Genomic DNA, 25,452 nt, shown 5'->3' on the forward strand with positions numbered 1-25,452 from the left:
GTCGTCTCCGCCTCCGCCACCGCCTGCGCCGCCACCCGAGCCGCCTCGTTCGCGTTCTGGGAGATCTCCCGGATCGACGCGCCCATCTGCTCGGCACCGGCAGCCACCGTCGCCACGTTCCGGGAGACCTCCTCCGCCGCCGCCGACACCACCCCGGACTGCGCCGAGGTCTCCTCCGCCGAGGATGAGATCTGCGCCGAGGACGCCGACAGCTCCTCCGAGGCGACGGCGACCGCATCGGACGAGGCGACGACGGAGGCCATCACCGAGCGCAGGTTGGTCTGCGCGGCGGCGAGCGACTCGGCCATCTGGCCGATCTCGTCCCGGTCGCGGACCTCGGGCAGCACGGTCAGGTCACCGTCGGCCATGGCCTGCACCGAACGCTGCACCGAGCCGACCGTGGCGAGGATCCGGCGGACCACCAGGAAGGCGAGCGCGGCGGCGATGACGATCGACACGATCGAGACGGTCAGCAGCAGCGTGATCGAGCTGCTCGCCTCGTCGGCAGCGGTGGCGTTGCGCGCCGAGGCCTGCTCGGACTGGGCGATGCCCTCTTCCTCCAGCCCGTCGGCGATGTCGTCGAACAGCGGCTGCATCGTCTCCCGGACCAGCTGGGCGTAGCCGGCGACGTTGCCCGTGGACCCCAGCGGGAAGGCGGTCGTGGTCAGCAGCTGGAGCAGCGAGGCGCGGGCGTCCAGGTACTTGTCCATGGCGGCCTGGTCGACGATGTAGGGCTGGTACTCCGCCAGCGCGGCTTCGACGTCAGCCTGCTTGTCCTCCATCTGGCCGATCAGCTCCTGCTGACGGGCCCCGTCGGAGAAGGCGAACTCGAGCACGCGGGCCCGGTGTGCGGCGGTAGCCCGCTGCACTGCCGACAGTGAGTTCAGCGGCTTGAGGTTCTCGGTGTAGATGGCCTGCTGACCGTCGCGCATGTCGTTGATCCGGCCGATGGCCAGCACGTTGGTGCCGAGGACGACGAGGGCCAGCAGGGCGATGACCGCCCCGATCTTGACGCCGATCGGTCGGTCGGCGAACCACCCGAACCGCCGAGAGGGGAGTGCTGTGGTGCTCATGGTCTTTCTCCAGGGAGAGGGGCGGATCGGGTGAGGGGAGGGTGGTGCGGAGAGGTGGGGCCCCGTCCCGGGGAGGACGGGGCCCCCGTGCTCAGGTGCCGACTGCGCGGTTCACGTCGAGGGCGAGGAGCAGCTGGCCGGAGAGCTTGTAGGCGCCCCGGATCAGGTCGCGGGCCGCACCGTCGAGCGTGTCCGGCGGGGCCTCGAAGTCGCGGACGTCGACGTCCACGACGTCGGCGATGCTGTCGACCAGCAGGCTGACCGCCTCGCCGTGCAGCCGGACGACGATCACGACGGGCTGCTCACCCTCCGGGCGGGCCGGCCGGCCGAGCCGCTCCCGCAGCTCGATCGCGGTGACGACCTGGCCGCGCAGGTTGATCAGCCCGGCGACGGCCGGCGGTGCCAGCGGCACCCGGGTGATGCTCTGGCTGCGCAGCACCTCCTGGACGTGCTCGACCTCGACGCCGTAGAGGTCGCCGTCCAGCCAGAAGGTGGCGAGCTGACTGGTCGCCGGCACGGTCCAGGCTTCGGTCGCGGTGCTCATGTCAGACCTCCATCAGGGGGGCGGGGAACCCGGCGCCGTCGACGTCGAACGCATCGGGGGAGGGGAAGGCGGCCGGCGCCGTGGTGTAGAACGCCGGGTCGGCGGCGAGGATGGCCGCCCGGACGTCGAGCAGCTCGGTGACGCGGTCGCCGATGACGGCCGAACCGAGCAGGCCGAGGTCGTCGATGTCGCTGTGCACCGAGGCCTCGCCGTCGACGATGTCGAGGATCTCCTCGACCACGATCGCCACGCTGCGCCCGTGGTCGGCGTAGACGATGACCTCCAGCGTCTCCCGCTCGGTGTCGCCGAACGCGCCCAGGTGCCGGTCGAGCCGGACGATCGGCAGGATCGCGCCGCGGTACTGGACCACCTCGCGAGAGCCCACGCGCTCGACGGTCTCGCTGCGCACCTGCTCCAGCCGGGTGACGGTGTCCAGCGGGATGGCGACCCGCCGGCCGCCGCCGATGGCCGCGAGCAGCATCCGCTGCCGCTCCTGGACGGCGATGGTGACGCTGGCGGCTGCCCGGGCCTCCTGGCGCTCCGCGGTCTCGGCGCGCAGGGCCCGGCGGGCGAGCGCCTGGACGTCGAGGATGAGCGCGACCGCGCCGTCCCCGAGCACGGTGGCTCCCGAGTACAGCCCGATGGCCTTCATCTGGCCACCGACGGCCTTGACGACGATCTCCTCGGTGTTGATGACCCGGTCGACGACCAGCCCGAACCGGCGTCCCTCCGAGCGGAGCACCGCGATGACGACGTGGCCGTCGTGCCGGTCGGAGGGCAGGCCCAGGACGTCGGCGAGGTGCACCAGGGGGAGCAGCTCGCCACGGAGCCGGTAGACCGACGCCCCACCGACCTCCTCGACGGCGGCTGCGGCCTTCTCGGCGTCCAGGGCGACGAGCTCCTGCAGGCTGATCTGCGGGATGGCGTAGCGGTCGCCGGCGCACTCGATGGTCAGGGCCGGGACGATCGCCAGGGTCAGCGGGATCCGGAGCCGGGTGCAGGTGCCACGTCCGGGCACCGACTCGACCTCGATCGTGCCGCCGATGGACTCGATGTTGGTCTTGACCACGTCCATCCCGACGCCGCGGCCGGAGACGTTGGTGACCGCGGCGGCGGTGGAGAAGCCGGGCAGGAAGACCAGCTGCAGGATGTCGGCGGGGCTCATCCGGGACAGCGCGTCCGGGGTGAGCAGCCCGCGCTCGACGGCCTTGGCGCCGATCTTCACCGGGTCGATCCCGGCGCCGTCGTCGGCGACCTCGACCACGACCTGGCCGCTCTCGTGCCGGGCCCGCAGGGTCAGCACGCCCTCGGCCGGCTTCCCGGCGGCCGTGCGGACCCCGATCGGCTCGACGCCGTGGTCGACGGAGTTGCGGACCAGGTGGGTCAGCGGGTCCTTGACCGCCTCGAGCAGGGTCTTGTCCAGCTCGGTCTCCCGGCCCTCCATCTCCAGGCGGACCGACTTGCCGCACTGCAGACCGAGGTCACGGACGACGCGGGGGAGCTTGCTCCAGATGTGGTCGATCGGCTGCATGCGCGTCTTCATGACGCCCTCCTGCAGCTCGCTGGCGATCAGGTTCAGCCGCTGGGAGGCCCGGACCAGGTCCTGGTCGGTCTGCCGGCCGACGTACTGGACGATCTGGTTGCGGGTGAGCACGAGCTCACCGACGAGCAGCATCAGGGCGTCGAGCAGGTCGACGTCGACCCGGATGGTGCTGTCGGCCACGGCCCGGCGGCCGGGCTGGGCGCCGGCGCGCTCCTCACCGGGCTCCGGCACGGGCTCGGCCGCGGCCGGGGGCAGGGCGGGGGCCTCAACGGGAGCTTGGGCCACCGGGACCTCCATGGGGACCTCCTTCGGGACGTCGACGGCCGGAGCCGGCGTGGGCGGTGCGGCCGGGACCATCTCGGCGGCCGGCACGGGAGCCGGCTTGGGGATGGCCGGTGCGGCGGCCTTGGTGACACGGGGGGTCTTCGGCGCGGCCTTCTTGACCGGCGCCTTCTTGGCGGCGGCACGCTTGGCGGGCGCGGGCTTGGCCGGGACCGCAAGGGCCTCGACCGGTACCTCGGCCGGCACCTCGGCCGTGGCCGGTGCGGCCTCCGGCTCGGGCGCGGCGACCGGGGCCGGGGCGTCCTCGAGGACGGCGCTGAGCGTGGCGACGGTGTCGGCGACCACGACGGAGCCCTCCCCACCGGAGGCCTCGATGGCGGCGAGCAGGGCCCGGATGGTGTCGACCATGTGCAGCAGTGCGTCGGTGCGGACCGGGGTCAGCTCCAGGGCGCCGTCCCGCAGCCGGGAGAGCAGGTTCTCCCCGACGTGCGCGACCTCCTCCAGCCGGTTGAAGGCCAGGAACCCGCTGGTGCCCTTGATCGTGTGGATGGTCCGGAAGATGCTCGAGAGCCGGTCCCGTGAACGGGGGTCCTGCTCCAGTGCGACCAGATCCTGGTCCAGCTGGTCGAGGTTCTCGTGGCTCTCCACGAGGAACTCCTCGACGATGTCGTCCAGACCTTCCACGCCTGCCTCTTCCCCTTGGTGCGCCGTGGGGCGTGCCCCGCACAGCGATGGCTTCATCGGCGCCCGCCGGACCACCTGAAGGTGAAGTCCATGCGAGCACTCGCCTTTTCTGAATTGTCATTCCATGGGTCTGAAATGGTGTTTCATTCCCATGTCGACAATGGCCGCGGACCAGCGTCCGACCAGGTCAGGTGGCGAGACCACGGCGTGATGTGACGAATCGGCAGCGCCGGGAACGACTGTGACCGCCGGCCCGGGGGGCCGACGGTCACAGTGGGGGAGCAGGGAACAGAAAGGGCCTGGTGAGGCCGGTGGGACTGCCCGTTCAGGCGTGCAGGGCGGCGACCAGGCGCTCGAGGACGGCGCGCACACCGTCCAGGTCGGGCACCCGGTGGGCCGCGGCGGTGTCACCGTCACCGACCTTGACCGTGACGCCGTCGGGGGCCAGAGCGCGGAAGCCGTCCTCGTCGGTCACGTCGTCCCCGAGGTACAGCACGCCCTCGGCGCCCAGCTCCGCGCGCAACCGGACCAGGGCCGACCCCTTGTCGGCGTCGGTGACCGCCAGCTCCAGCACGTCCTTGCCCGGCTTGGCGGTGAGCGCCGGGTCGGCGCCGGGGCCGGCGGCGACCTCGGCGAGCAGCCGGGACGCCGCAGCACGGTCGGCGACGGTGCGCACGTGCACCGCGGCACTGGCCGGCTTGTGCTCCAGCCGGGCACCGGGGACGGCCTCGACCAGCGGGGCGAGCGCCGCCGCGAGCTCGTCCCGGCGGACAGCGAGGTCACCGGTCAGTGGCCCGTCGAACTCCGCGCCGTGGCTGCCCACCCAGCGGAACGGGCCGGTCAGCCCACTGGTGTCCTGCAGGTCGGCGACGCCGCGGCCGCTCACCAGGGCGACGGTCACCCCGTCGACGGCCGCCAACCGGGCCAGCAGGTCGCCGACCCCGGGCTCGGGCACGGCCGCTGCCGGGTCGTCCCGCAGCCGGGCCAGCACGCCGTCGTAGTCACTGGCCAGCAGCAGCGGACGGCGCCCGGCCAGCTCGTCCAGCGCCTGGTCGAGGGCCGCGGTCATGCCTGGGCCTGCAGCGACTCGAAGAAGGAGCTGGCCCAGTGGTCGAGGTCGTGCTTGGTGATGTGCCGGCGCATCGCCTTCATCCGCTTGGCGCTCTCGGCCGGCTCCATCCGGAGCGCGCGCAGCAGCTGTGCCTTCACCCCGGTGATGTCGTGCGGGTTGACCAGCAGCGCCTGCTTGAGCTCGGCGGCGGCTCCGGCGAACTCGCTGAGCACCAGCACGCCACCGTTGTCACCCCGGGCGGCGACGTACTCCTTGGCGACCAGGTTCATCCCGTCGCGATAGGGCGTGACGAGCATGACGTCGGCCGCCCGGTACATCGCGGCCAGCTCCTCGCGGGGCATCGACTGGTTGAAGTAGTGCACCGCCGGCCCGGCCATCGAGCCGTAGACGCCGTTGATGTGACCGACCTGCTGCTCGATCGTCTCCCGCATGGTCACGTAGTGCTCGACCCGCTCGCGGCTGGGGGTGGCCACCTGCACCAGGACCGTCGAGGGGGCTTCCAGCGCGCCGTCCTCGAGCAGCTCCTCGAACGCCTCCAGGCGGACCCCGATGCCCTTGGTGTAGTCGAGCCGGTCGACGCCGAGCACGATCTTGTCCGGCTGGCCCAGCTCCTCGCGGATCTCCGCGGCCCGGGCCAGCACCTCGGGGGTGCGGGCGAGCTCGTCGAAGGCGGTCACGTCGATGGAGATCGGGAACGCCTTGGCGGTGACCGTGCGGCCCTCGTAGGAGACGGTGTTGCCCTTGCACGGGAGGTCGTGCAGCCGTCGGGCGAGGTTGACGAAGTTGCTGGCCGCCGACGGCTGCTGGAAGCCGATCAGGTCCGCGCCGAGCAGCCCCTCGATGATCGCCGAGCGCCATGGCAGCTGGGTGAACAGCTCGTACGGCGGGAACGGGATGTGCAGGAAGAAGCCGATGGTCAGGTCGGGGCGCTGTTGCCGCAGCATCGCCGGCACCAGTTGCAGCTGGTAGTCGTGCACCCAGACGATCGCGCCCTCGGCGGCCACCCCGGCGGCCCGGTCGGCGAACCGCTTGTTGACCTGGACGTAGGCGTCCCACCACTTGCGGTGGTACTCCGGCTTCTCCACGACGTCGTGGTAGAGCGGCCACAGCGAGGCGTTGGAGAACCCCTCGTAGTAGCGGTCCACCTCCTCCTCGGTGAGCGGCACCGGCACCAGCGACATGCCGCCGGACTCGAAGGGATCCGGGGCGTCGCCCGCAGCGCCCGACCAGCCGACCCAGGCGCCGCCGCGGCCGGCGACGAACGGCTCGAGGGCGGTGACCAGGCCGCCGGGGCTGCGCTGGTACCGCGTCGTCCCGTCCGGGTCGGTCACCTGATCGACGGGCAGTCGGTTGGCGACCACCACCACCGGGCTGTCGGCCTCCACCTGATCTCCTCCGGTGCGCGTTGATCCACTCATCCCGCACCGACCCTAGGTGACGCGGCCCACCTGGTGCGCATCGCGGTTCAGCGGGAGACCAGCAACCCGGCCGCCGCGGCACCCAGCCCGAGCAGCAGCGAGGCGATGACGTGGCCCAGCGCGCGCAGCACGGCGCGTTCCTCCACCAGCCGGACGACGTCCCAGCCGAAGGTCGAGAAGGTGGTGAGCGTGCCGCAGAAGCCGGTGCCCACCAGCGCGAGGACGGCGGGGGAGACGTCGGACCGGCCCAGCAGCACCCCGAGGAGGGCGCTGCCCAGCACGTTGACCGACAGGGTCCCCAGCACGCTGCCCCGGCCCCGGAGGGCGGTGGCCACCCGGTCGGCGAGCAGCCGCAGCGGCGCTCCGGCCAGCGCCCCCAGCGCCACCCACAGCACCGTCACGACCGGCTCACCACCGCGCGGCCGGCGGTCAGCCCGGCGAGCACCGCCAGCACGCCCCCGATCACCGACACGAGCACGTAGCCGCCGGCCAGGAGGGCGGCGCCGCCCTCGACCAGCTGCACGGTCTCGACCGCGAAGGTGGAGAACGTCGTGTACCCACCGAGCACCCCGGTCGCCAGGAACGGCCGCAGCCACGCGGAGTCCGGGTGCCGGGCCAGCAGGACGGCCAGCAGCACACCGATCAGCGCACACCCGGTCAGGTTGACCAGCAGCGTGGCCCACGGCCACCCCCCGGCGGACGAGGGGAACGCCCCGGCCACGCCCCAGCGGGCCACCGCCCCGAGCACCCCGCCGAGGGCAGCGGCGAGGTAGCCGATCAGCGGTCCGCCCCGCGGGTCTCCGGGAACAGCAGGTCGACGAAGCGGGCGACCGTCGGCTGCGGCTCGTGGTTGGCCAGCCCGGGCCGCTCGTTCGCCTCGATGAACACGTGCTCGGGCCCGGTGACCTCCGGGACCATGAAGTCCAGCCCGGTCACCGGGATGCCGATGGCCCGGCTGGCCCGCACGGCCGCTGCCGCGATGTCGGGGTGCAGCCGGTCGGTGACGTCGTCGATCGTGCCGCCGGTGTGCAGGTTCGCCGTCCGCCGCACCCGCAGCCGCTGGCCCCGGGGAAGGACGTCGTCCATGGTGTGCCCGGCGTCGGCGACCACCTCGGCCGTGGCGTCGTCCAGCGGGATGCTCGACTCCCCGCCGGTGGCCCGCTGTCGGCGGCGGCTGGCCTCCCGGACCAGGGCGGTCACGTCCTGCCGGCCGTCGCCGACGACCTCGGCCGGCCGGCGGAGGGCGGCGGCGACCACCCGGTGGTCGATCACCACGACCCGCAGGTCGTCGCCGGCGACCAACTCCTCGACCAGGACGTCGGGGCAGTGCTGCACCGCCAGCGCGAGGGCCCGCTCCAGCGCCGGCTCGTCGCGGACGCCGACGGTGATGCCCTTGCCCTGCTCGCCGCGGGCCGGCTTGACCACCACGGCGCCGCAGTCGGCCAGCAGCCGCCGGGCCGCGGCGTCCGCGTCGTCGACCACCACGGCGCCGCGGGGCACCCGGACACCGGCACGGTCCATGATCCGGCGGGTCACCCGCTTGTCGTCGCACCGGCTCATCGCCACCGCCGAGGTGAACTCCGACAGCGACTCCCGGGTGAGCACCGAGCGCCCGCCCAGCGCCAGCCGCAGCTCGCCGAACTCGGCGTCGGTGACCTCCACCCGGATCCCGCGGCGCAGCGCCTCGTCGGCGATGACCCGCGCGTAGGGGTTGAGCTCGTTCAGGCCGGGCGGGGGAGCGGCGAACAGCGGGGTGTTGATCGGGTTCTTCCGCTTGACGCAGACCGCGGAGATCCGGGAGAAGCCCAGCTTGCGGTACAGCGCGATGGCCGCGCGGTTGTCGTGCATGACCGACAGGTCCAGGTGCGCCCGGCCCCGGGCCGCGTACCGCTCGGCGAGCACCCGCACCAGCGCCTCGCCGGCGCCGGCCGGTGCGTCCTGCGCATCGACGGCCAGGCACCACAGGCTCGCGCCGCCGTCGGGGTCGCCGAACGCCAGCTGGTGGTCGACGCCGGTGACCGTCCCGATGACCCGCCCGGTGCGCGTGTCCTCGGCGACGAGGTAGGTGAAGGTGCGGGTGCGGTGGTTCCGCCACATCGTGGCGGCGTCGCCGGTGACCATGCCGGCACGGGCGTAGAGCTCGTTGATCCGGTTCATCTCGGCCGCGGAGGTCACCGTGCGCACGAAGACGCCCCGGATCACCTCCTCCCGGGGCCGGTAGCGGTGCAGCGGCAGCCGGTAGACGAAGGAGGGGTCGATGAACAGCTCGTCGGGGGCCATGCCCACGAGCACCTGCGGGTCCCACGGGTAGACGCAGATGTCCCGCCGCCCGGACTCCTCGGCCCGCAGCGCGGCCAGCACGCCGGAGAGGTCGTCGAAGGTCTGGCCGAACACCAGCCGGCCCCAGCCCATGTCCAGGACGACGTCGTCCTGCATGCCCGCGCGCTCGTGCGCCGCGGGCCGTTGCCAGGAGCGGCTGCTGAACGTCGCGCCGGCTTCGCGACGCGTGCGGTGGCCGGCCAACCTCCGGGGTGCGCTGGTCACCGGTCCACCGTAGGCGACCGCCGTTTCTGGCACGTTCCACGTGGAACCGGTCGACCGGTCGCCCGCCGCGCAGCGCGACAGCCCGGTCGCATCAGCCGTAGTAGAGCGCGACCGGCTTGCCGTCGATCTCGCGGACGTCGACGGGGGTGTCGTAGACGGCGGCGAGCACGTCGGGGCGCATGACCTCGCGCGCAGCGGCGTCGGCCACGACGATGCCGTCGCGCATCGCGACGATGCGATCGGCGTAGGTGGCCGCGACGTTGATGTCGTGCAGCACGATGACCACCCGCTTGCCGAGCTCGTCGGCCGTCCGCCGGATGAGCCGCATGATCTCGGTCATGTGCCGCAGGTCGAGGTTGTTCAGCGGCTCGTCGAGCAGGACGTACTTGGTGTCCTGGGCGAGCACCATCGCGACGAAGGCCCGCTGCCGCTGCCCGCCGGACAGCTCGTCGAGGAACCTGTCCCGGTAGGCGCCGAGCTCGAGGTAGCCGATCGCGCTCTCGATGTGCTCCCGGTCGCGCACCGTGAGCCGCCCCCGCGAGTGCGGGAAGCGCCCGAACTCCACGAGGTCGTGCACGGTCAGCCGCGCCGCGATGTGGTTGTCCTGGCGCAGCACCGCGAGGACCTTGGCGAGCTCGCTGGACGGCGTCGACGCGATGTCCGTCCCGTCGACGGTGATCCGGCCCGCGTCGGGGGAGAGCAGCCGGCCGACGAGGCCGAAGAGCGTCGACTTCCCGGCGCCGTTGGGGCCGATGAGCGCCGTCACCCCCTCCCCGCCGAACGTGATCGAGACGTCGTCGACGACCGTCTGCCGGCCGTAGCGCTTGGTGACCTTCTCGAGCGCGATCACCGCGCCCCCTTTCGCAGCACGAGGTACAGGAAGAACAGGCCACCGGCGAAGTCGATGACCATGGACAACGCGCCGCCGAAGCCGAACAGCCGCTCGAGGACCAGCTGGCCGCCCAGCAGGCACACCATGCCGATTCCCACGGCGGCGGGCAGCGTCCACACGTGCCGGAAGGACCCCACGTAGGAGTAGGCGAGGTTGGCGACGATGAGGCCGAAGAAGAGGATCGGCCCGACCAGCGCCGTCGAGGCGGCGATCATGACCGAGACCCCGACGAAGAGGACCATCACCACGCGTTTGTGGTCCACCCCGAGACCGACGGCGGCCGGCTCGCCCAGGGTGAGGACGTCCAGGGTGCGCAGCAGCGGCACGACGACGGCGCAGCCGAGGGCGACGAGGCAGGCGGTGAGCGCGAGGAGCGTCTCGTCGGGCCGGGTGAGGGAGGCGAACATCGCGTCGGTGAGCACCTGGAAGTCCAGCGGGTCGAGCATGCGCTGCATCCACTCGGAGAGGCTGCGGAAGAACGTCCCCAGCACGATGCCGACCAGCAGCATGAGGTGGATGGAGCGCCGCTTGCCGCCGAACAGCCAGGTGAACAGCAGCACGCTGAACGCGACCATCACCACGACCTGGACGAGCCACAACGCGAGCTGGTCCAACGCCAGGAACGCCGCCGACCCGGAGGAGAAGACGATGAGGGTGGAGATCAGCACGTAGAACGCGTCGAACCCCATGATCGAGGGGGTGAGGATGCGGTTCTGCGTGATGGTGTGGAACACGACCGTGGAGACGCCGACCGCCGTCGCGACCACGAGCATCGCGAGCACCGTGAGACCACGGATCCGCAGCGCGAAGGCGAGCGACCCGGGTACGCCGGTGAACAGGTAGCCGGCGATCAGGGCCAGGACGACCGCGCCGAGCACGGTCAGGCGGAACCGTGGGCTCGCCCAGGAGGCAGCGAGCCGGGTGCGGTGCAGGCCGGCGGCGGGCAGGGCACCGGACTCCGTGGCACGGGGATCAGTGAGCACGACTCCGCCTCCGCAGCAGCAGCCAGAGGAACAGGGCCGCGCCGACGATGCCGACGACGACCGACAGCGGGATCTCGTAGGGGAAGCGCACGACGCGGGCGATCAGGTCACAGGCCAGGACGAACACGGCCCCGAGGCCCGCGACCCACGGGATCGCCCGGCGCACGTTGTCCCCGATGAGGAGGCTGACGATGTTGGGGACGACGAGGCCCAGGAACGGGATCATGCCCGCCGTGACCAGGACTGCGGCCGTGATCACCGCGATGATCACCATCCCGACGGCGACGACCCGCCGGTAGTCCAGCCCGAGGTTGGTGGCGAACTCCTCGCCGAGACCGATCACGCTGAACCGGTCGGCCGCCAACCAGGCGATCCCGACCATGAGCCCGGCGATCCAGAGGAACTCGTACCGGCCCTGCATGACCGAGGCGAAGCTGCCCTGGGACCACTGTCCGAGGGACTGCAGGAGATCGAGGCGGTAGGCGAAGAACGTGGTGACGGCACCGACGACACCGCCGAGCATGATGCCGACCAGCGGGACGAGCACCAATCGGCGCACGGGCACGACCCGGACCACCCGCAGGAACACCCAGGTGCCGAAGAGGCCGAAGACCGCGGCGACGGCCATCTTCCCGACGACGGCCAGGCCGGGCAGGAAGACCATCGTGGCGAGCATGCCGAGCGTCGCGAACTCGCTGACACCCGTGGTCCCCGGTTCCACGAACTTGTTGCGCACGAGCATCTGCATGATCAGGCCGGCGATGCCCAGCGAGGCACCGACCAGGATCGCGGCGAGCGTGCGCGGGATCCGGCTGGCGACCAGCAGGAAGGCCGCGTCGCCGTCCGAGCCGCCGCTGGCGACCGAGCCCGGGGTCACGTCGGAGACCCCGACGAACAGGCCGGTGGAGGCCAGGACGACCAGGAGGACGCCGATGAGCACCCCCACCCAGGTGCGGCGTGGCCGCGCCGGGGTGGAGGTGCTCATCGAGGGGGTGGCGAGCGCCGTCAACGGTGGCCGGAGGGGCGCTCGGTCAGGGCCGACACGGTCAGTCGGCGATCTGCAGGACGTCGTCGATCATGATCTGCGCGGTCTCGATGCCGCCGAAGACGACGTACCAGGCGGTCGGGTCCAGGTAGTGGATCTGCCCCTCCTGGGCAGCGGTCGTCTGCGCGACGATCTCGTTGGCGAGCACCTCGGCGGCCGCCTGGGCGCCTTCAGCGCTGGTGGCGGCGTCCCGGTCGACGACCCAGAGGTGGTCCGGGTTGGTCTCGAGCAGGAACTCGAAGGAGACCGGCTCGCCGTGCGTGGCCGCCTCGATGTCCTCGACCACCGGCTGCACGCCGAAGGTGTCGTAGATCAGGCCGCCGCGCGCGCCACGCCCGCTCGCGTCCGCACCCGCGGGGGCCATCGCGCTGAGCCGGCCGCCCGAGACCATCAGCCCCAGCCCCGTGCCCGCGTCGGCGGTGACCTGCTGGGCCTCCTCGATGCCTGCCTCGATCTCCTCGATCGCGGTGGCCGCCTCCTCCTCGGCGCCGAGGACCTCGCCCAGGAAGGTGGCGTTGCGCTCCAGCGTCTCGCTGAACGACCCGCGCATGCTCAGGTCGACGGTCGGCGCGATCTCGCTCAGGTCCTCGTACAGCGCCGAGGAGCGGCCGCCGATGACGATGAGGTCGGGCTGCTGGGCCTCGATCGCCACGAGGTCGGCCTCGAACAGGGTGCCCACGTCGTAGGCGTCCTCGGCCAGGCTGTCCTGCAGGTACTCGGGCACCGAGTCCAGCGGTGCGCCCGTGACCTCGCCGCCCAGCGCGCCGATGGTGTCGAGGCTGGCCATGTCGAAGACGACGATGTTCTCGGGGTCCGCCGGGACCTCGACGGTCGTCTCCTCGTACGCGGGGTCCTCGTCCTCGCCGGCGGTGTTCCGGTCCCAGGTGAAGGTGACGGTCTCGGCCTCGTCCGCGGCGGCGGCGGTGTCGGTCGCGACGTCGTTCCCGCAGGCGGCCAGGGCGAGGAGCGCCGAGAGGGACAGGACGGCACCGGCCAGCGGCCGGGACGTTGTGCGCATGCGGGACTCCAGGTTCAGATGGTTCAAAGGAAAGCTCGCCTCACTTAGGCGTGCCTAACCAATCAGCCGAACCCGGAGCTGTCACCCTGCCGTGACCTCTTCGTGACCATTCCGGCCCGGATCTCCCACGCAGTGGGACGCCGCCGCCCGCTTCGCCGGTTGCGGCTTCCGGTCCGCGGGCAGGAGGGGGCCATGCAGACACGCGTGCTCCGCGACCTGACCGTCTCCGCCCAGGGCCTGGGCTGCATGGGGATGAGCGAGTTCTACGGCACCGGAGACCAGGCGGAGGCCGAGCGCACCGTCCGGCGGGCACTCGACCTCGGCGTCACGTTCCTCGACACCGCGGACATGTACGGCCCCTTCACCAACGAGCGCCTCGTCGGTCAGGCCATCGCCGGCCGCCGGGACGAGGTCGTGCTGGCGACGAAGTTCGGCAACGAGCGCGCCGAGGACGGCTCCTTCCTCCGGATCAACGGCCGCGCCGAGTACGTGCACCGCGCGTGCGACGCATCGCTGCAACGGCTGGGCGTCGACGTCGTCGATCTCTACTACCAGCACCGGGTCGACACGACCGTGCCGATCGAGGAGACCTGGGGCGCACTGGCCGAGCTGGTGGAGGCGGGGAAGATCCGGCACGCCGGGATCTCCGAGGCCGCACCCGACACCATCCGCCGGGCGCACGCCGTCCTCCCGGTCACCGCGCTGCAGACCGAGTACTCGCTGTGGACGCGCGACCCGGAGGAGGACGGCGTGCTGGCCACCTGCGCCGAACTGGGCATCGGCTTCGTCGCCTACTCACCGATCGGCCGCGGCTTCCTCTCCGGGCAGATCCGCAGCATCGACGACCTCGAACCCGACGACTTCCGCCGGCGCAACCCCCGCTTCCAGGGGGCGGCGTTCATCCGGAACCTGGAGCTCGTCGACCGGGTCCGCGCGCTCGCCGAGACCAAGGGGATCACGGCCACCCAGCTCGCGCTGGCCTGGGTGATGGCCCAGTCCGGCCGGGACGGCGCCCCGGCGGTCGTGCCGATCCCGGGCACCAAGCGGGTGCGGTACCTGGAGGAGAACGCCGCCGCCGCCGACGTCGTCCTCACCGACGAGGACCTGCGGGCGCTGGACGAGGCCGCCCCGGCCGGGGCGGCGACCGGTGACCGGTACCCGGACATGTCCACCGTGCACCGCTGATCCGGCCGCCGGGCAGGATGGGGGCGTGCCACCCATCCTGACCGGCCGCCACCGGTGAGCACGCCGCTGGTCGTCGCCGCGACCGTCGTCGCCGTCGTGCTGGCCGCCCTCGGTGGGCTGAGCACGGCGCTGCGCCGCCGGATCGGCACCGCACACCTGGCCGGCGCCGGGCTGCTGGAGCTGCTGCTGCTCGCGCAGCTCGGTGTGGCGGTGGCTGCGCTCGCGGGCGGGGACCGGCCCGAGGACCTGCCCACGTTCCTCGCCTACCTGCTCAGTGTCGTCCTGCTGCCGGTGGCCGGGCTGCTCTGGGCCCGTTCGGATCCCACCCGCTGGGCGGGGACGGTGCTCGGGGTGGCCGCGCTGGCCGTCGCCGTCATGCTCTGGCGGCTGCTGGACCTGTGGGAGGTCACCGGTGGCTGACGGCGGCGCGCTGGGTCGGCCGGCCGCGGAGGGGACGTCCGCCGAGCCGGGCACGATCGGCGGCTTCGGTCGGGTGCTGGTCGCGCTCTACGGGGTGTTCGCCCTCGCCGCGGGCGCACGGGCGGCGGTCCAGCTGTCGACGGAGTTCGACCAGGCGCCGCTGGCCTACCTGCTGTCGGCCGTCGCCGCGGTGGTCTACGTGATCGCCACGGTCGGGCTGGCCCGCGGTGGTCGCGGTGGCCGACGCACCGCCGTGGTCGCCTGCTCGATCGAGCTGGCCGGCGTGCTGGTGGTGGGCACGTTGTCGCTGCTGGACCCGGCGGCGTTCCCGGACGCCACCGTGTGGTCGGGCTACGGGCAGGGCTACGGGTACGTCCCGCTGCTGCTCCCGGTGCTCGGGCTGCTGTGGCTGCGCCGCAGGTCCCACGTCGCCGCCGAACAGGCTCCGGCGGGCGGTGACGACCGCACCGTGTGACCCGACCGGGGGACGAGAGCCGCCGCGGAGCCAGCTCTGTGGTGCGCAACCGAAGGTCGTCTCGTAAAATCACGCGGTGCCGTCAGACAGACCCGGGGGCCCGTCCGTCGGCCAGGTCCCGCCCGAAGCCGACGCTGCGCTCGTCGACGGCGTGCCCGTCGACGCCGACCGGCCCGAACGCACCCGGCAGGCCTCCATCGTGGACGCCGCCGAGGCCGCCGTCTCGGGCACCCAGTCCCAGCACCTCGCGCAGGCCGCGCTCCCGGGGGTGCTCGCCGACGTCCCGGTCGCCGTCCTGGTCATCGACCAGGCCGCCGGCACGGTCACCTACGCCAACACCGCCGCGAGGGAACTGGCCGGCAACGTCGGCCTGCCGGTCCCCGTCGATGCCTGGGGCGCGGCCGCCGGGCTCACCGACCTCGGCGGCTCCCCGCTGGCCAGCTCGGCGAGCCCGCTCTCGCTGGTCGCGGCCGGCCGCCCGGTCGCCGGCGAGGCGGTGCGGCTGAGCCCGCGGCGCAGCTCCGACGCGGACCGGGCCAACGCAAGGGTGGACGAACCGGACCAGGTGCTGTGGGTGACCGGCTTCCCGCTGTCGGCCGACGCCAGCGACCAGCGGCTGTCCCTCGTGGTCTTCCTCAAGCTCGACGACGCCGACGGCACCATCGACCCGGAGGCGCAACTGCAGGCGCTGCGGGAGCGCGCCGTCGTCGCCACCGACATCGCCTTCACCATCACCGACCCCCGGCAGGACGACGACCCCCTGGTGTGGGTCAACCCCTCCTTCACCCGGATCAGCGGGTACAGCTACGAGGAGAGCGTCGGCCGCAACTGCCGCTTCCTGCAGGGCCCGGCGACCGAGCAGAAGGCGATCGACGACCTGCGCCAGGCGCTGCGCGACGAGCAGCCGGTCACCACCACGCTGCTCAACTACCGCAAGGACGGCACGGCCTTCTGGAACCAGGTCTCAATCTCGCCGGTGTTCGACGGTGCCGGCACGCTCGTCAGCTTCGTGGGGGTGCAGACCGACGTCACCGAGCGGGTCCGGGTAGAGGACGACCGCCAGGCCGCGTTCGCCGCCGAGCAGGCCGCCCGCCGGGACGCCGAGGAGGCCCATGCCGCCGCGGACGCCGCCCGGGTCGAGGCCGAGCGGGCGCAGAGCCGGCTGGCGCTGATGGCCGAGGCGACCAGCACCCTCAGCGCGACCCTGGACATGGACGACCTGCTCGAGCGGCTGGCCTCCCTCTGCGTCCCGCTGCTCGCCGACTGGGTCTTCGTCACCCTGGTCGACGAGCACGGCGCGGTCACCGGCACCTCCTCCGCCCACCGGCGGGGGATGACCGAGGAGCTGCGCCGCTTCGCCGCGTTGCGGATCGCCGACCTGCCCGACGCCGCCCCCATCCGGCGGGTGCTCCGCTCCAGCGAGCCGGTCCTGGTCCCGGAGATCACCGACGAGATCCTGCTCGCGGCCGCCCCCGACCCGGCGCTGCGGGCGGTGATGGCCGAGCTGGGCACCTCCTCGCAGCTCACCGTTCCCCTGGTCGCCCGCCGCCGCACCCTCGGCGCGCTCACCCTGGTCGCCGAGACCCAGACCCGGCGTTTCAGCCCCGAGGACGTCGACCTGGCCCGGGACCTCTCCCGCCGGGCCGCCATGGCGATGGACAACGTGCGGCTCTACCAGCAGGAGCACACCGTCGCCGAGACGCTGCAGCGCTCCCTGCTGCCCGAGCTCCCGGACATCCCCGGCGTCGACGCCGCGGCCCACTACCTCGCCGCATCGAGCTCGGCCGACGTCGGTGGCGACTTCTACGACCTGTTGCACCTGCCCGACGGCAGCGTGGGGCTGGCCGTGGGCGACGTAGTCGGGCACGACGTGGCCGCGGCCGCGGCGATGGGGCACCTGCGCGGTCTGCTCCGGGCCTGCGCCTGGGACGCCGGCGAGGGCGATCCGGGGGAGATCCTCGGCCGGGTGGACCGTCTGGTGCAGGGCCTGCACGTGGCCCCGATGGCGACGATGATCTACGGCCGGGTCCAGCGGCCGAGCGCCCCGGGCGAGCCCTGGCACCTGCAGCTGGCCAACGCCGGGCACCCGCCCCTGCTGCTGCGCCACGTCGACGGCACGGTCGAGATGCTCGACGGGATCACCGGGATGCTGATCGGCGTCGACGTGACGCACCGGCGGGAGTCCCGGGCAGTCAGCATCCCGCCCGGGGCGACGCTGGTGGCCTACACGGACGGGCTGATCGAACGACCGGGCGAGGACCTGGACCAGGGGATCGCCTCGCTGGTCCAGCGACTCCGGGACGCCCCGGTCGACGACGACCCGGCCGCGCTGTGCCTGCACGCCGTCGGGGCCGACCCGGATCGCCGGGACGACGTCGCCGTGCTCGCCCTGCGCTTCGGCCAGCTGCACTGACCATCGAACAGATCAGTCGCGGGGGCCGTGTACGGGTCTGGCGTTCACCGGGGGTGTCCCGACCTCGTGGATCGTGTGGCCGTCGCAGGCGATCGTGGTCGTGCTGGCTCGCTCGATGCGGGACAGGGTGAACCACCGGATGGCGTTGCGCAGCCGGCACCAGCCGACCAGGTGCCACTGGCCGTTCATGGAGGCGAACAACACGGGTTCGACGTCGCGGGTGGTCGTGGTGCCGTCGCTCGAGGTGTAGCGGATCCGGACCACCCGTTGTTCGGCCATCGCCGCCTCCAGCGCTGACCTGGTGGCGCGGGATCTGGAGGGTGGCGCGTTGACCCAGACCCGGCGCGCCAGCTCGTCGGCCTTCGCCCGGGTCCGGGGATCGAGGACGTCCACGATCTTCTGGACCGCGGCTGAGGCCAGATCGCCGTAGGGCGCGTCGGGTGCAGCGGAGACGGCCGCCAGGAGCGCCACTGCCTGGGCCGGGGAGAGACTGACGGGCGGCAGGGAACCGCCGCTGGTCCACCCGTAGCCACCACCGGGCCCGGGACGGGACCAGATCGGCGCGCCGCTGTTCTCCAGCGCAGCGAGGTCTCTCTTGACCGTACGCACGGACACGTCGAACTCGGTCGCCAGCCGCTCGGCCGTGCATCCTCGCGCGCCGTTGCGGCGCAGCATCTCGGACAGTGCATGGAGCCGTTCCGCTCGCTTCACTGTCCCGACCTCAGATTGATGACAGAGATGGTGACACACAGCTGTCCAGCCGGCCCAGGAGCATCGGGGCATGACGACGACGAGCAGCCCGACCACCATCCTGATCGCCGGCCACTGGCTGGGCGCCTGGGCCTGGGACGAGGTGCTGGAGCACCTGCCAGCCGGCAACGGGCCGGCGATCCCGATGACGCTCCCCGGACTGGACGAGCAGGACCCCGAGCGTTCGACCAGGACCCTCGACGACCAAGCAGCGGCGATCGAGCAGGTCATGGCACGGGCCGGGGTCTGCGAGGACCAGCCGGCGGTTCTCGTCGCGCACAGTGGGGCCAACGCCCCGGTCAGTCTCGTCCTGGACCGGCACCCCGAGCTCGTCCACCGGGTGGTGTGGATCGACTCCGGGCCGGTGGCGCCAGGAGCCGTCTTCGCTCCGGACGTGCCGGGAGAACTGCAGGAGCTGCCACTGCCGCCCTTCGACGTCCTCGGGGAGCAGGCCAGCCTCGAGGGCCTGAGCCCCGAGGTCCTCGAACGCTTCCGGACCCGAGCTGTCCCCGAGCCCGGTCCCGTGCTCCGCCAGCCCGTGGAGCTCACGAACGATGCACGCCTGAGCGTCGCGACCACGCTCGTCTGCTGCTCGATCTCGAGCGCGCAGGTGCTGGAACTGGCCCGCGCAGGACACCCCGTGTTCGCCGAGGTCGCCCACCTCGAGCAGCTCGACGTCGTCGACCTCCCCACCGGGCACTGGCCCATGTGGAGCCGTCCTCGCGACCTCGCGGACGCGATCCACGCAGCGTCCCGAGTCGACTGACGCGCGAGCTCCCCGGTCAGTAGGGCCCAGGGCTCCTCGAGCTCAGCGCTCCTCGGGCTCCAGCCGGGCCTGCTGGAGCCCGTAGGCGCCGCGGTGGAACAGCAGCGGCGTGCGGGAGGCATCAGCCCCGAGGTCCAGCACCCGGGCGACGACGATGGTGTGGTCACCGCCGTCGTACTCGGCCCACAGCTCGCTGTCGATCCAGGCGACGACGTCGGCGAGCACCGGCGACCCGTGCGGGCTCGCTGCCCACTGGACGCCGGCGTACTTGTCGGTGCCGGACCGGGCGAACTGCCGGGACAGGCCGCTCTGCTCGTCGGCGAGCACGTTGACACAGAAGCGGCCGGCTTCGCGGAGCAGCGGCCACGTGCGCGAGGTGCGGGCCGGGGCGAAGGCGACCAGCGGCGGGTCCAGGGACAGCGAGCTGAACGACTGGCAGGTGAAGCCCACCGGGCCGTCGGCGGTCATCGCCGTCACCACGGTGACGCCGGAGACGAAGTGGCCCAACACGTCCCGCATCACCGAGGGGTCGACCACTGCCGGGGGGACGTCTGCACCTGGGTTCACGCCGTCGATCCCATCACGCGCGACCCGGTGGGGCACCGTGCGACCGGTCACCCACGGTCAGGCCGGCAGGACCGCGCCGCGCGGCTCGTTGCGCCCACCGGCGCGGAACAGGGAGCTGGGCAGCTCGTGGCCGACCGCCCGCTCGGTGACCGCAGCCGCGGCCAGGACGGCGTCCAGGTCGATGCCGGTCGCCACGTCGGCGTCGGCCAGCCAGTAGACGAGCTCCTCGGTGGCGATGTTGCCGCTGGCACCCGGGGCGAACGGGCACCCGCCCAGGCCGCCGACCGAGGCGTCGAGCTGGGTGATGCCGGCCTGCAGGGCGGCCAGGGCGTTGGCCTGGCCGGTGCCGCGGGTGTCGTGGAAGTGCACGCCCAGCGGCACCCCAGGGCAGGCGCGGCGGACCTCGTCGAGCAGCCGGACGACGCGGGCCGGGGTGGTCGTGCCGATGGTGTCGCCCAGGCAGAGCTGGTCGGCGCCGGCGGTGACCGCGGCCCGGGTGACGTCCACGGTCCGGGCCACCGGCGTCCGCCCGTCGAACGGACAGTCCCAGGCGGTGGCGACGATGACCTCCAGGGAGCCGCCGGCGCCGTGGGCGAGCTCGGCGATCTGCCCGACCGCGGCGACCGCCTCGGCGGTGGAGCGCCCGGCGTTGGCCCGGCTGTGCGAGTCGGCGGCGGAGACGACGTACTCCAGGTGCGCGATGCCGGCGTCCACCGCGCGGACGGCGCCGCGCGGGTTGGCCACCAGGGCGGAGAAGTGCACGCCGTCGAAGCGGTGCAGCTCGGCGGCGACCTGGTCGGCGTCGGCCAGGGCCGGTACCGCCTTCGGTGAGACGAAGGAGGTCACCTCGATCCGCCGGACGCCGGTGGCCACCAGCGCCTCGAGCATGGCCAGCTTGCCGGCCAGGGGGACCGGGTCCTCCAGCTGGAGCCCGTCCCGCATCCCGACCTCGCGGACGTCGACCGCCGTCGGCAGCACCAGATCGAACTCGTTCACGTCAGGCCTCCTCGCCGTCGGCCCCATCCTGCCCCCGGGTCCCGGTTCCACGTGGAACCGGGACCCGGGCCTCCTCAGCTGCCCACCGGCTCCGGGGTGCGCTCGACCTCGACGGGCCGGCTCAGCTTGGCGCCCTCGACGTCCAGGTCGGGGAGCAGCCGGTCCAGCCAGCGCGGCAGCCACCAGGCCGAGCGACCCAGCAGCGCCAGCACCGCGGGCACCAGCGTCATCCGGACGACGAAGGCGTCCACCAGCACGCCGACCGCCAGGCCGAAGGCGATCGCCTTGACGGTCACGTCCTCGATGGTCACGAAGCTGCCGAACACCGAGAACATGATCAGCGCCGCCGCGACGACCACCCGGGACGCGTGCCGCATCCCGGCGACCACCGCCGCACGCGGGGCGGCCCCGTGCACGAACTCCTCCCGCATCCGGGAGACGAGGAAGACCTCGTAGTCCATGGCCAGGCCGAAGAGCACCGCCATCAGCAGGATCGGCATGAAGCTGATGACCGGGCCGGTGGCCGGGACGCCGAAGACGTCCATCAGCCAGCCCCACTGGAAGACCGCGACGACGGCGCCGAACGAGGCGCCCACCGAGAGCAGGAAGCCCAGCGCGGCCTTGATCGGCACGAGGATCGAGCGGAAGACCAGCAGCAGCAGGACCAGCGCCAGGCCGACGACGACCAGGGTGAACGGCAACAGGGCGTCGCCCAGCCGGTCGGAGACGTCGATGGCGACGGCGGTCTGGCCGGTCACCGTCACGTCCCCGCCGGTGTCGGCCTCCAGGTCGTCCGCGAGGTCGCGCAGGTCGGCCACGAGCGCGGTGGTCGCCTCGTCCTGCGGACCGCTCTCCGGCACCACCTGGACGATCGCGGCGGTGCCGTCGGCCAGCACCTGGGGCAGGGCGTAGGCGACGTCGTCCAGCCCGCCGGTGAACTCCCCGGGCTGGTCGGTCGGCGTGCCACCGATCGCCGCTGCGGCCTGGCCGGCCGCCTGCTCGGCGGTCGCCGGGTCCAGCCCGTCGAGGAAGACGATGAGCGGGCCGTTGGCACCGGGACCGAAGTACTCGCTGACCGCGTCGTAGGCCTGCCGGGTGGTGCTCTCCTCGGGGGCGGTGCTGGCGTCGGGCAGGGCCAGCCGCAGCTGCAGCGCCGGGATCGCGACCACCAGCAGGCCGACGACCGTGACCAGGACGGTGAGCACCGGGCGGCGGGTGACGATCGCGGCCCACCGGGCGCCGCCGGTGCGCGCCGGGGCGCCGGCGTGCTCGGCGAGCGCGTGCTCGCGGCGGGCGGCGCGGGAACCGGGCTTGGGCACCAGCCGGGCGCCGGCGAAGCCCAGCAGCGCGGGCAGCAGGGTGAGCGCGACCAGGACGGCGACCAGCACCGTCCCCGCGGCGCCCAGGCCCATCACGGTCAGGAAGGGGATGCCGACGACGGCGAGCCCGGACAGCGCGATGATCACGGTCAGGCCGGCGAACACGACCGCGGACCCGGCGGTGCCGGCGGCCCGCCCGGCGGACTCCTCGGGGTCCATGCCGGCGGCCAGCTGCGAGCGGTGCCGGGACAGGATGAACAGCGTGTAGTCGATGCCGACCGCCAGGCCGATCATCAGCGCGAGCGTCGGGGCGGTCGAGGAGAGGGTGATGACCCCGGACGTCGCCAGCAGCCCGGTGAGCCCGATGCCCACCCCGACCAGCGCGGTCAGCAGGTTCATCCCGGCCGCGAGCAGCGACCCGAAGGTGATCACGAGCACCAGGACGGCGACCACGACACCGATGAGCTCCAGCGGGCCGACGGTGACGGCACCGGTGTTGAAGGCGCCGCCGCCGACCTCGACCTGCAGGCCCGCGTCCGTGGCGGCGGCGGTGGCCGCCTGCAGCTCCTCGAGCGCGTTCTCCCCGAGCTCGGGCGGCTGCACCGAGTACTGCACCGGCGCCAGGGCAGCACGGCCGTCCGGGCTGATCGACTGGGTGGCGAAGGGGTCCTGCACGGCGGCGACCTGGTCGACCTGGCCGGCGGCGGCCACGGTCTCGGCGATCGCGGCGGCGTACTCGGGGTCGGCCACCGTGGCGCCCTCGGGCGCGACGAAGACCAGCTGCGCACCGGCCCCCGCCGCTGCGGTCGAGACGTCGTCGAGCCGGTCCAGCGCCGCCTGGGACTCCGAGCCGGGGATCGTGAACTCGTCGTCGAACTCCCCACCGATGGTGAGGAAGAGCCCGACGACGAGCCCGAGGACCGCGAGCCAGGCCACGGAGAAGAGCCCGCGACGGCGATAGGCCGCGCGGCCGATCCGGTAGAGCAGGGTGGACATCGGTTCTCCTGGGTTCAGCCGGGTCAGGGGGTGGTCGGGGTGCTCGACACGGCACCGCGGACGAGGGAGAGCAGGGCGGTGCGGCGCAGGGGCTCGAGATCGCCCTGCGCGGTGAGTGACATGACGGTGAGCCCGCTGAGCAGCGCAGTGGCCGCCCCGATGAGGTCGGCCGCCGGCAGGGAGAAGGTCAGCCCCGCCTCCGCGGCCATCCGGTCGACCAGCTCGGCGAGCCGGCTGCCGACCTGCTCGTCGTGCCGGCGCAGCACCTCCGCGGCCTCGGGGTTCCGGGCGGCGTGCAGCGTGTACTCGGTGACCACCAGCGCCCAGGTGCGGTCGCAGCGGAAGGCGCCCAGCACCCGGTCGACCGCGGCGGCGAGCGGGTCCGGCTCGTCGGCCAGGCCGGTGAGGAGCTCGGCGACCCGGGCGAGGTCACGCTCGACCTCGCGGGTCATCAACGCCTCGAACAGCTCGTCCTTGGACGTGAAACTGGAGTAGAAAGCGCCGCGGGTCAACCCACCGCGGCTGCAGATGTCCTCGACGCTGGCCGCCGCGAAGCCCTGCTCGGCGAAGGTCTGCAGGGCGGCGTCCAGCAGCCGCTCGACGGTCGCCTCACGACGGCGCTTGGGCCGCTGCAGGTCGACGTCGATCACGATGCAGAACTGTATTGGATACACCTGTGCATCGGGAGGCGAGATGGGTCACTGTCCCGGCCCCAGCGCCCCCGGAGTGGAGCGCCGGGCACCGGTTCACGGTGTGTAGGTGACCTCGTCGGCGATCTGCAGCACCTGTTCCGCAGTCAGGGTGTCGGGGGTGACCAGCAAGAAGAGCGACCCGTCCGGGAACTGCCCCGTCACGTACCAAGAGACCGGGGCGTCGGCGCCGGGCTGGGCGCGCGCCAGGCGAGCCGGCATCCCCTGGACGGTCACCGTCTCCACCGACTGAACCGGCTCCATCCCGTCGAGCACGTCGTCGATGGTCAGCCCGAACCCGGGCAGGTACCGGCTGAGCTTGATCCGCTGCTCCGGGTCGACGTCGCTGGAGAGGTCGATGCTCCGGCTCTCCTCCAGGCTGTTCAGTGTCCAGCCGGCCGGGGCCAGTCCGAACTGCAGGTCGATCGGCTGTGGACGGTCGACCACCGACTCCGCCACATCCACCACCTCATCTGCGTCGCCGTAGTCGCCATCACCACGAACCACCACCCACCAGTCGTCCGACCGCTGCCAGAGGAGGGCCGCACTGTCGCCGTCGGTGGCGACCTGCGCCTCGGTGCCATCGACGGTGACCGTCGCGACGCGAGTGCCTTCTGCGGGCCACTCGCTGATGGCCCCGGTCTCACGTGGATCGTCGGGGTACAGGCTCAGGGTGAAGCCGTCCCCGTACCCGTCCTCGCCCGTCTGCCGGTAGTCGGCGGTGTAGGTCAGCGGCTCGTCCTCGAGCGGCGGCACCCCGCCCCACTGGCTGAAGAGCGGCGTCAGCCCGTCCGGTGCCGGCTCCAGGGACACCGGGAAGGTGATCTCCTGGGCAGCCGCCAGGGTGATGCCGTCGGCCGGCGCCGCCGTCCCCCCACCCTGCGATCCCGCCGGGTCGCTGGCGGTCACCAGGACCGCCGTCGTCCACGCCGAGGCGAGGGCGACCACCGCCGCCCCGAGCCGGAGCACGGTCCGTCGGCGCGGCCGTGGCCGACGTGGTGCGTATCGCTCCTCATGGGCGTCGGCGATGAGCTGCCGCAGCGCGACCACCGTGGCCGGGTCGGGGTCGGCGTCCGACATCAGGTGGGCGAGGAACCCCTCGGGCAGCGCGGACAGGTCGGAGTCGGTGACGACGGCGGCAGCTGCCAGCCGGGTGTCCAGTCCGCGATCATCGAGCACGGTCGGCCTCCTGGGGGTGCGCGGGGTCGGGGAGGGCGGGGTCGTCCGCGCCAGACAGGTCGGCGCGCAGCCGTGCACGAGCCCGGTGCAGTCGGACCCGGGCGGTGCCAGGGGCCACCCCGAGGGCGTCGGCCGCCTGCGCCGGCGTGAGGCCCTCCCAGGCGATCAGGGTGACGAGCTCACGGTCCTCGGCCGAGAGCCGGCCCAGCGCCTCGTGCACCTCGCGACTCCCGACCCGGTGCTCGTGCAGCGTGGCGGGGTCGGGGATCGCCGCATCGGTGAACGCGGCGGCCAGCCGATCACCCAGCCGCCCAGCCCGGGCGTTGCTGCGGCTGGCGTTGGCCAGGCAGTTCCGGGCGATGCCGAAGAGCCAGGGGCGCACCTCCAGCAGATCCGCCGGCATGTCCGCACGCCGTCGCCAGGCAGTCGCAAAGGTCTCGGCGACGACGTCAAAGGCGTCCTCGCGGGACTCCGAGCGCCGCAGCGCGTACCCGAGGACAGCGGTCCCGGAACTGCGGTAAGCGTCCTCGAACCGGACCTCCACCGCTGCCGGGGGGTCGTCGGGCGCGGGCGGTGGTTGCCCCTGCATGGCGATCACA

24 protein-coding genes are annotated in these 25,452 nt (G+C 72.9%); 5 read left to right on the forward strand and 19 right to left on the reverse strand.

Annotation, left to right across the window (positions count from 1 at the left end; all coding sequences use genetic code 11):
• The 12 genes from O2W18_RS17190 to O2W18_RS17245 form a co-directional block, all read right to left on the reverse strand.
• The coding region (locus O2W18_RS17190; protein WP_269188662.1) for an MCP four helix bundle domain-containing protein at window positions 1-1,073 on the reverse strand (1,073 nt) is incomplete at its 3' end.
• A gap of 91 nt (window positions 1,074-1,164) precedes the next feature.
• On the reverse strand, window positions 1,165-1,617 hold the full coding sequence (locus O2W18_RS17195; protein ID WP_269188663.1) for a chemotaxis protein CheW: 453 nt from the start codon (window positions 1,615-1,617) through the stop codon (window positions 1,165-1,167).
• A gap of 1 nt (window position 1,618) precedes the next feature.
• The gene (locus O2W18_RS17200; RefSeq protein ID WP_269188664.1) at window positions 1,619-4,126 is read right to left on the reverse strand and encodes a chemotaxis protein CheA; all 2,508 of its coding nucleotides are present in this window, start codon (window positions 4,124-4,126) and stop codon (window positions 1,619-1,621) included.
• Between the two features lie 325 nt (window positions 4,127-4,451).
• The gene (otsB, locus tag O2W18_RS17205; RefSeq protein ID WP_269188665.1) at window positions 4,452-5,195 is read right to left on the reverse strand and encodes a trehalose-phosphatase; all 744 of its coding nucleotides are present in this window, start codon (window positions 5,193-5,195) and stop codon (window positions 4,452-4,454) included.
• Window positions 5,192-6,583 carry an alpha,alpha-trehalose-phosphate synthase (UDP-forming) gene (locus tag O2W18_RS17210; protein ID WP_269188666.1) on the reverse strand — a complete coding sequence of 464 codons (1,392 nt, stop codon included), beginning with the start codon at window positions 6,581-6,583 and terminating at the stop codon, window positions 5,192-5,194. The genes otsB and O2W18_RS17210 overlap by 4 nt, the downstream gene beginning before the upstream one ends.
• 80 nt (window positions 6,584-6,663) lie before the next feature.
• Window positions 6,664-7,017: a fluoride efflux transporter FluC gene (locus tag O2W18_RS17215; RefSeq protein ID WP_269188667.1), complete on the reverse strand. Its 354-nt coding sequence runs from the start codon at window positions 7,015-7,017 to the stop codon at window positions 6,664-6,666.
• Window positions 7,014-7,397, reverse strand: a complete 384-nt coding sequence (gene crcB, locus O2W18_RS17220; protein ID WP_331254087.1) for a fluoride efflux transporter CrcB — start codon at window positions 7,395-7,397, stop codon at window positions 7,014-7,016. Before crcB ends, O2W18_RS17215 begins: the two co-directional genes overlap by 4 nt.
• Window positions 7,394-9,160: an N-acetylglutaminylglutamine synthetase gene (gene ngg, locus O2W18_RS17225; RefSeq protein WP_269188668.1), complete on the reverse strand. Its 1,767-nt coding sequence runs from the start codon at window positions 9,158-9,160 to the stop codon at window positions 7,394-7,396. The genes crcB and ngg overlap by 4 nt, the downstream gene beginning before the upstream one ends.
• A 91-nt stretch (window positions 9,161-9,251) precedes the next feature.
• Window positions 9,252-10,010 carry an iron ABC transporter ATP-binding protein gene (locus O2W18_RS17230; RefSeq protein WP_269188669.1) on the reverse strand — a complete coding sequence of 253 codons (759 nt, stop codon included), beginning with the start codon at window positions 10,008-10,010 and terminating at the stop codon, window positions 9,252-9,254.
• Window positions 10,007-11,035, reverse strand: a complete 1,029-nt coding sequence (locus tag O2W18_RS17235; RefSeq protein WP_269188670.1) for an iron chelate uptake ABC transporter family permease subunit — start codon at window positions 11,033-11,035, stop codon at window positions 10,007-10,009. The genes O2W18_RS17230 and O2W18_RS17235 overlap by 4 nt, the downstream gene beginning before the upstream one ends.
• On the reverse strand, window positions 11,025-12,020 hold the full coding sequence (locus O2W18_RS17240; RefSeq protein WP_269188671.1) for an ABC transporter permease: 996 nt from the start codon (window positions 12,018-12,020) through the stop codon (window positions 11,025-11,027). The genes O2W18_RS17235 and O2W18_RS17240 overlap by 11 nt, the downstream gene beginning before the upstream one ends.
• A gap of 61 nt (window positions 12,021-12,081) precedes the next feature.
• Window positions 12,082-13,098 carry a siderophore ABC transporter substrate-binding protein gene (locus tag O2W18_RS17245; RefSeq protein ID WP_269188672.1) on the reverse strand — a complete coding sequence of 339 codons (1,017 nt, stop codon included), beginning with the start codon at window positions 13,096-13,098 and terminating at the stop codon, window positions 12,082-12,084.
• 192 nt (window positions 13,099-13,290) lie between these two features.
• On the opposite strand from O2W18_RS17245, the gene O2W18_RS17250 reads away from it, so the two are divergent.
• From O2W18_RS17250 to O2W18_RS17265, 4 genes are all read left to right on the forward strand, one after another.
• Window positions 13,291-14,283: an aldo/keto reductase gene (locus tag O2W18_RS17250; RefSeq protein WP_269188673.1), complete on the forward strand. Its 993-nt coding sequence runs from the start codon at window positions 13,291-13,293 to the stop codon at window positions 14,281-14,283.
• A 54-nt stretch (window positions 14,284-14,337) separates the two neighbouring features.
• A complete protein-coding gene (locus O2W18_RS17255) occupies window positions 14,338-14,703 on the forward strand; it encodes a hypothetical protein (protein ID WP_269188674.1) in 366 nt (121 codons plus the stop codon).
• On the forward strand, window positions 14,696-15,178 hold the full coding sequence (locus O2W18_RS17260; RefSeq protein ID WP_269188675.1) for a hypothetical protein: 483 nt from the start codon (window positions 14,696-14,698) through the stop codon (window positions 15,176-15,178). Before O2W18_RS17255 ends, O2W18_RS17260 begins: the two co-directional genes overlap by 8 nt.
• A 76-nt stretch (window positions 15,179-15,254) precedes the next feature.
• The gene (locus O2W18_RS17265) at window positions 15,255-17,591 is read left to right on the forward strand and encodes a SpoIIE family protein phosphatase (RefSeq protein WP_269188676.1); all 2,337 of its coding nucleotides are present in this window, start codon (window positions 15,255-15,257) and stop codon (window positions 17,589-17,591) included.
• Between the two features lie 12 nt (window positions 17,592-17,603).
• On the opposite strand, the gene O2W18_RS17270 is transcribed toward O2W18_RS17265, so the two are convergent.
• Complete coding sequence (locus O2W18_RS17270) at window positions 17,604-18,302, reverse strand: helix-turn-helix transcriptional regulator (RefSeq protein WP_269188677.1); 699 nt, start codon at window positions 18,300-18,302, stop codon at window positions 17,604-17,606.
• Between the two features lie 70 nt (window positions 18,303-18,372).
• Here O2W18_RS17270 and O2W18_RS17275 point away from each other — a divergent pair, with 70 nt between their 5' ends.
• Window positions 18,373-19,107: an alpha/beta fold hydrolase gene (locus O2W18_RS17275; protein WP_269188678.1), complete on the forward strand. Its 735-nt coding sequence runs from the start codon at window positions 18,373-18,375 to the stop codon at window positions 19,105-19,107.
• A 42-nt stretch (window positions 19,108-19,149) separates the two neighbouring features.
• Here the strand turns inward: O2W18_RS17275 and O2W18_RS17280 are convergent, their stop codons facing one another.
• The 6 genes from O2W18_RS17280 to O2W18_RS17305 form a co-directional block, all read right to left on the reverse strand.
• A complete protein-coding gene (locus O2W18_RS17280; protein ID WP_269188679.1) occupies window positions 19,150-19,674 on the reverse strand; it encodes a flavin reductase family protein in 525 nt (174 codons plus the stop codon).
• Between the two features lie 57 nt (window positions 19,675-19,731).
• A complete protein-coding gene (locus O2W18_RS17285; RefSeq protein WP_269188680.1) occupies window positions 19,732-20,670 on the reverse strand; it encodes a hydroxymethylglutaryl-CoA lyase in 939 nt (312 codons plus the stop codon).
• Between the two features lie 74 nt (window positions 20,671-20,744).
• Entirely contained in the window at window positions 20,745-22,985 is a 2,241-nt protein-coding gene (locus O2W18_RS17290) for an MMPL family transporter (RefSeq protein ID WP_269188681.1), read from the reverse strand.
• A 23-nt stretch (window positions 22,986-23,008) separates the two neighbouring features.
• Entirely contained in the window at window positions 23,009-23,635 is a 627-nt protein-coding gene (locus O2W18_RS17295) for a TetR/AcrR family transcriptional regulator (RefSeq protein ID WP_269188682.1), read from the reverse strand.
• 96 nt (window positions 23,636-23,731) lie between these two features.
• Window positions 23,732-24,853, reverse strand: coding sequence for a hypothetical protein (locus O2W18_RS17300; RefSeq protein WP_269188683.1), 1,122 nt, complete (start codon window positions 24,851-24,853; stop codon window positions 23,732-23,734).
• The gene (locus O2W18_RS17305) at window positions 24,843-25,442 is read right to left on the reverse strand and encodes an RNA polymerase sigma factor (protein ID WP_269188961.1); all 600 of its coding nucleotides are present in this window, start codon (window positions 25,440-25,442) and stop codon (window positions 24,843-24,845) included. Before O2W18_RS17305 ends, O2W18_RS17300 begins: the two co-directional genes overlap by 11 nt.
• Window positions 25,443-25,452: the final 10 nt, after the last annotated feature.

The organism is Modestobacter sp. VKM Ac-2983 (assembly GCF_026967885.1).
GTDB lineage: Bacteria > Actinomycetota > Actinomycetes > Mycobacteriales > Geodermatophilaceae > Modestobacter.

Excerpts from the sequence above, each read along its gene's own strand:
- O2W18_RS17195 (WP_269188663.1), bottom strand. The coding sequence starts at position 1,617 with ATGAGCACCGCGACCGAAGCCTGGACCGTGCCGGCGACCAGTCAGCTC.
- otsB (WP_269188665.1), bottom strand. The coding sequence starts at position 5,195 with ATGACCGCGGCCCTCGACCAGGCGCTGGACGAGCTGGCCGGGCGCCGT.
- O2W18_RS17240 (WP_269188671.1), bottom strand. The coding sequence starts at position 12,020 with ATGAGCACCTCCACCCCGGCGCGGCCACGCCGCACCTGGGTGGGGGTG.
- O2W18_RS17245 (WP_269188672.1), bottom strand. The coding sequence starts at position 13,098 with ATGCGCACAACGTCCCGGCCGCTGGCCGGTGCCGTCCTGTCCCTCTCG.
- O2W18_RS17250 (WP_269188673.1), top strand. The coding sequence starts at position 13,291 with ATGCAGACACGCGTGCTCCGCGACCTGACCGTCTCCGCCCAGGGCCTG.
- O2W18_RS17275 (WP_269188678.1), top strand. The coding sequence starts at position 18,373 with ATGACGACGACGAGCAGCCCGACCACCATCCTGATCGCCGGCCACTGG.
- O2W18_RS17290 (WP_269188681.1), bottom strand. The coding sequence starts at position 22,985 with ATGTCCACCCTGCTCTACCGGATCGGCCGCGCGGCCTATCGCCGTCGC.
- O2W18_RS17305 (WP_269188961.1), bottom strand. The coding sequence starts at position 25,442 with ATGCAGGGGCAACCACCGCCCGCGCCCGACGACCCCCCGGCAGCGGTG.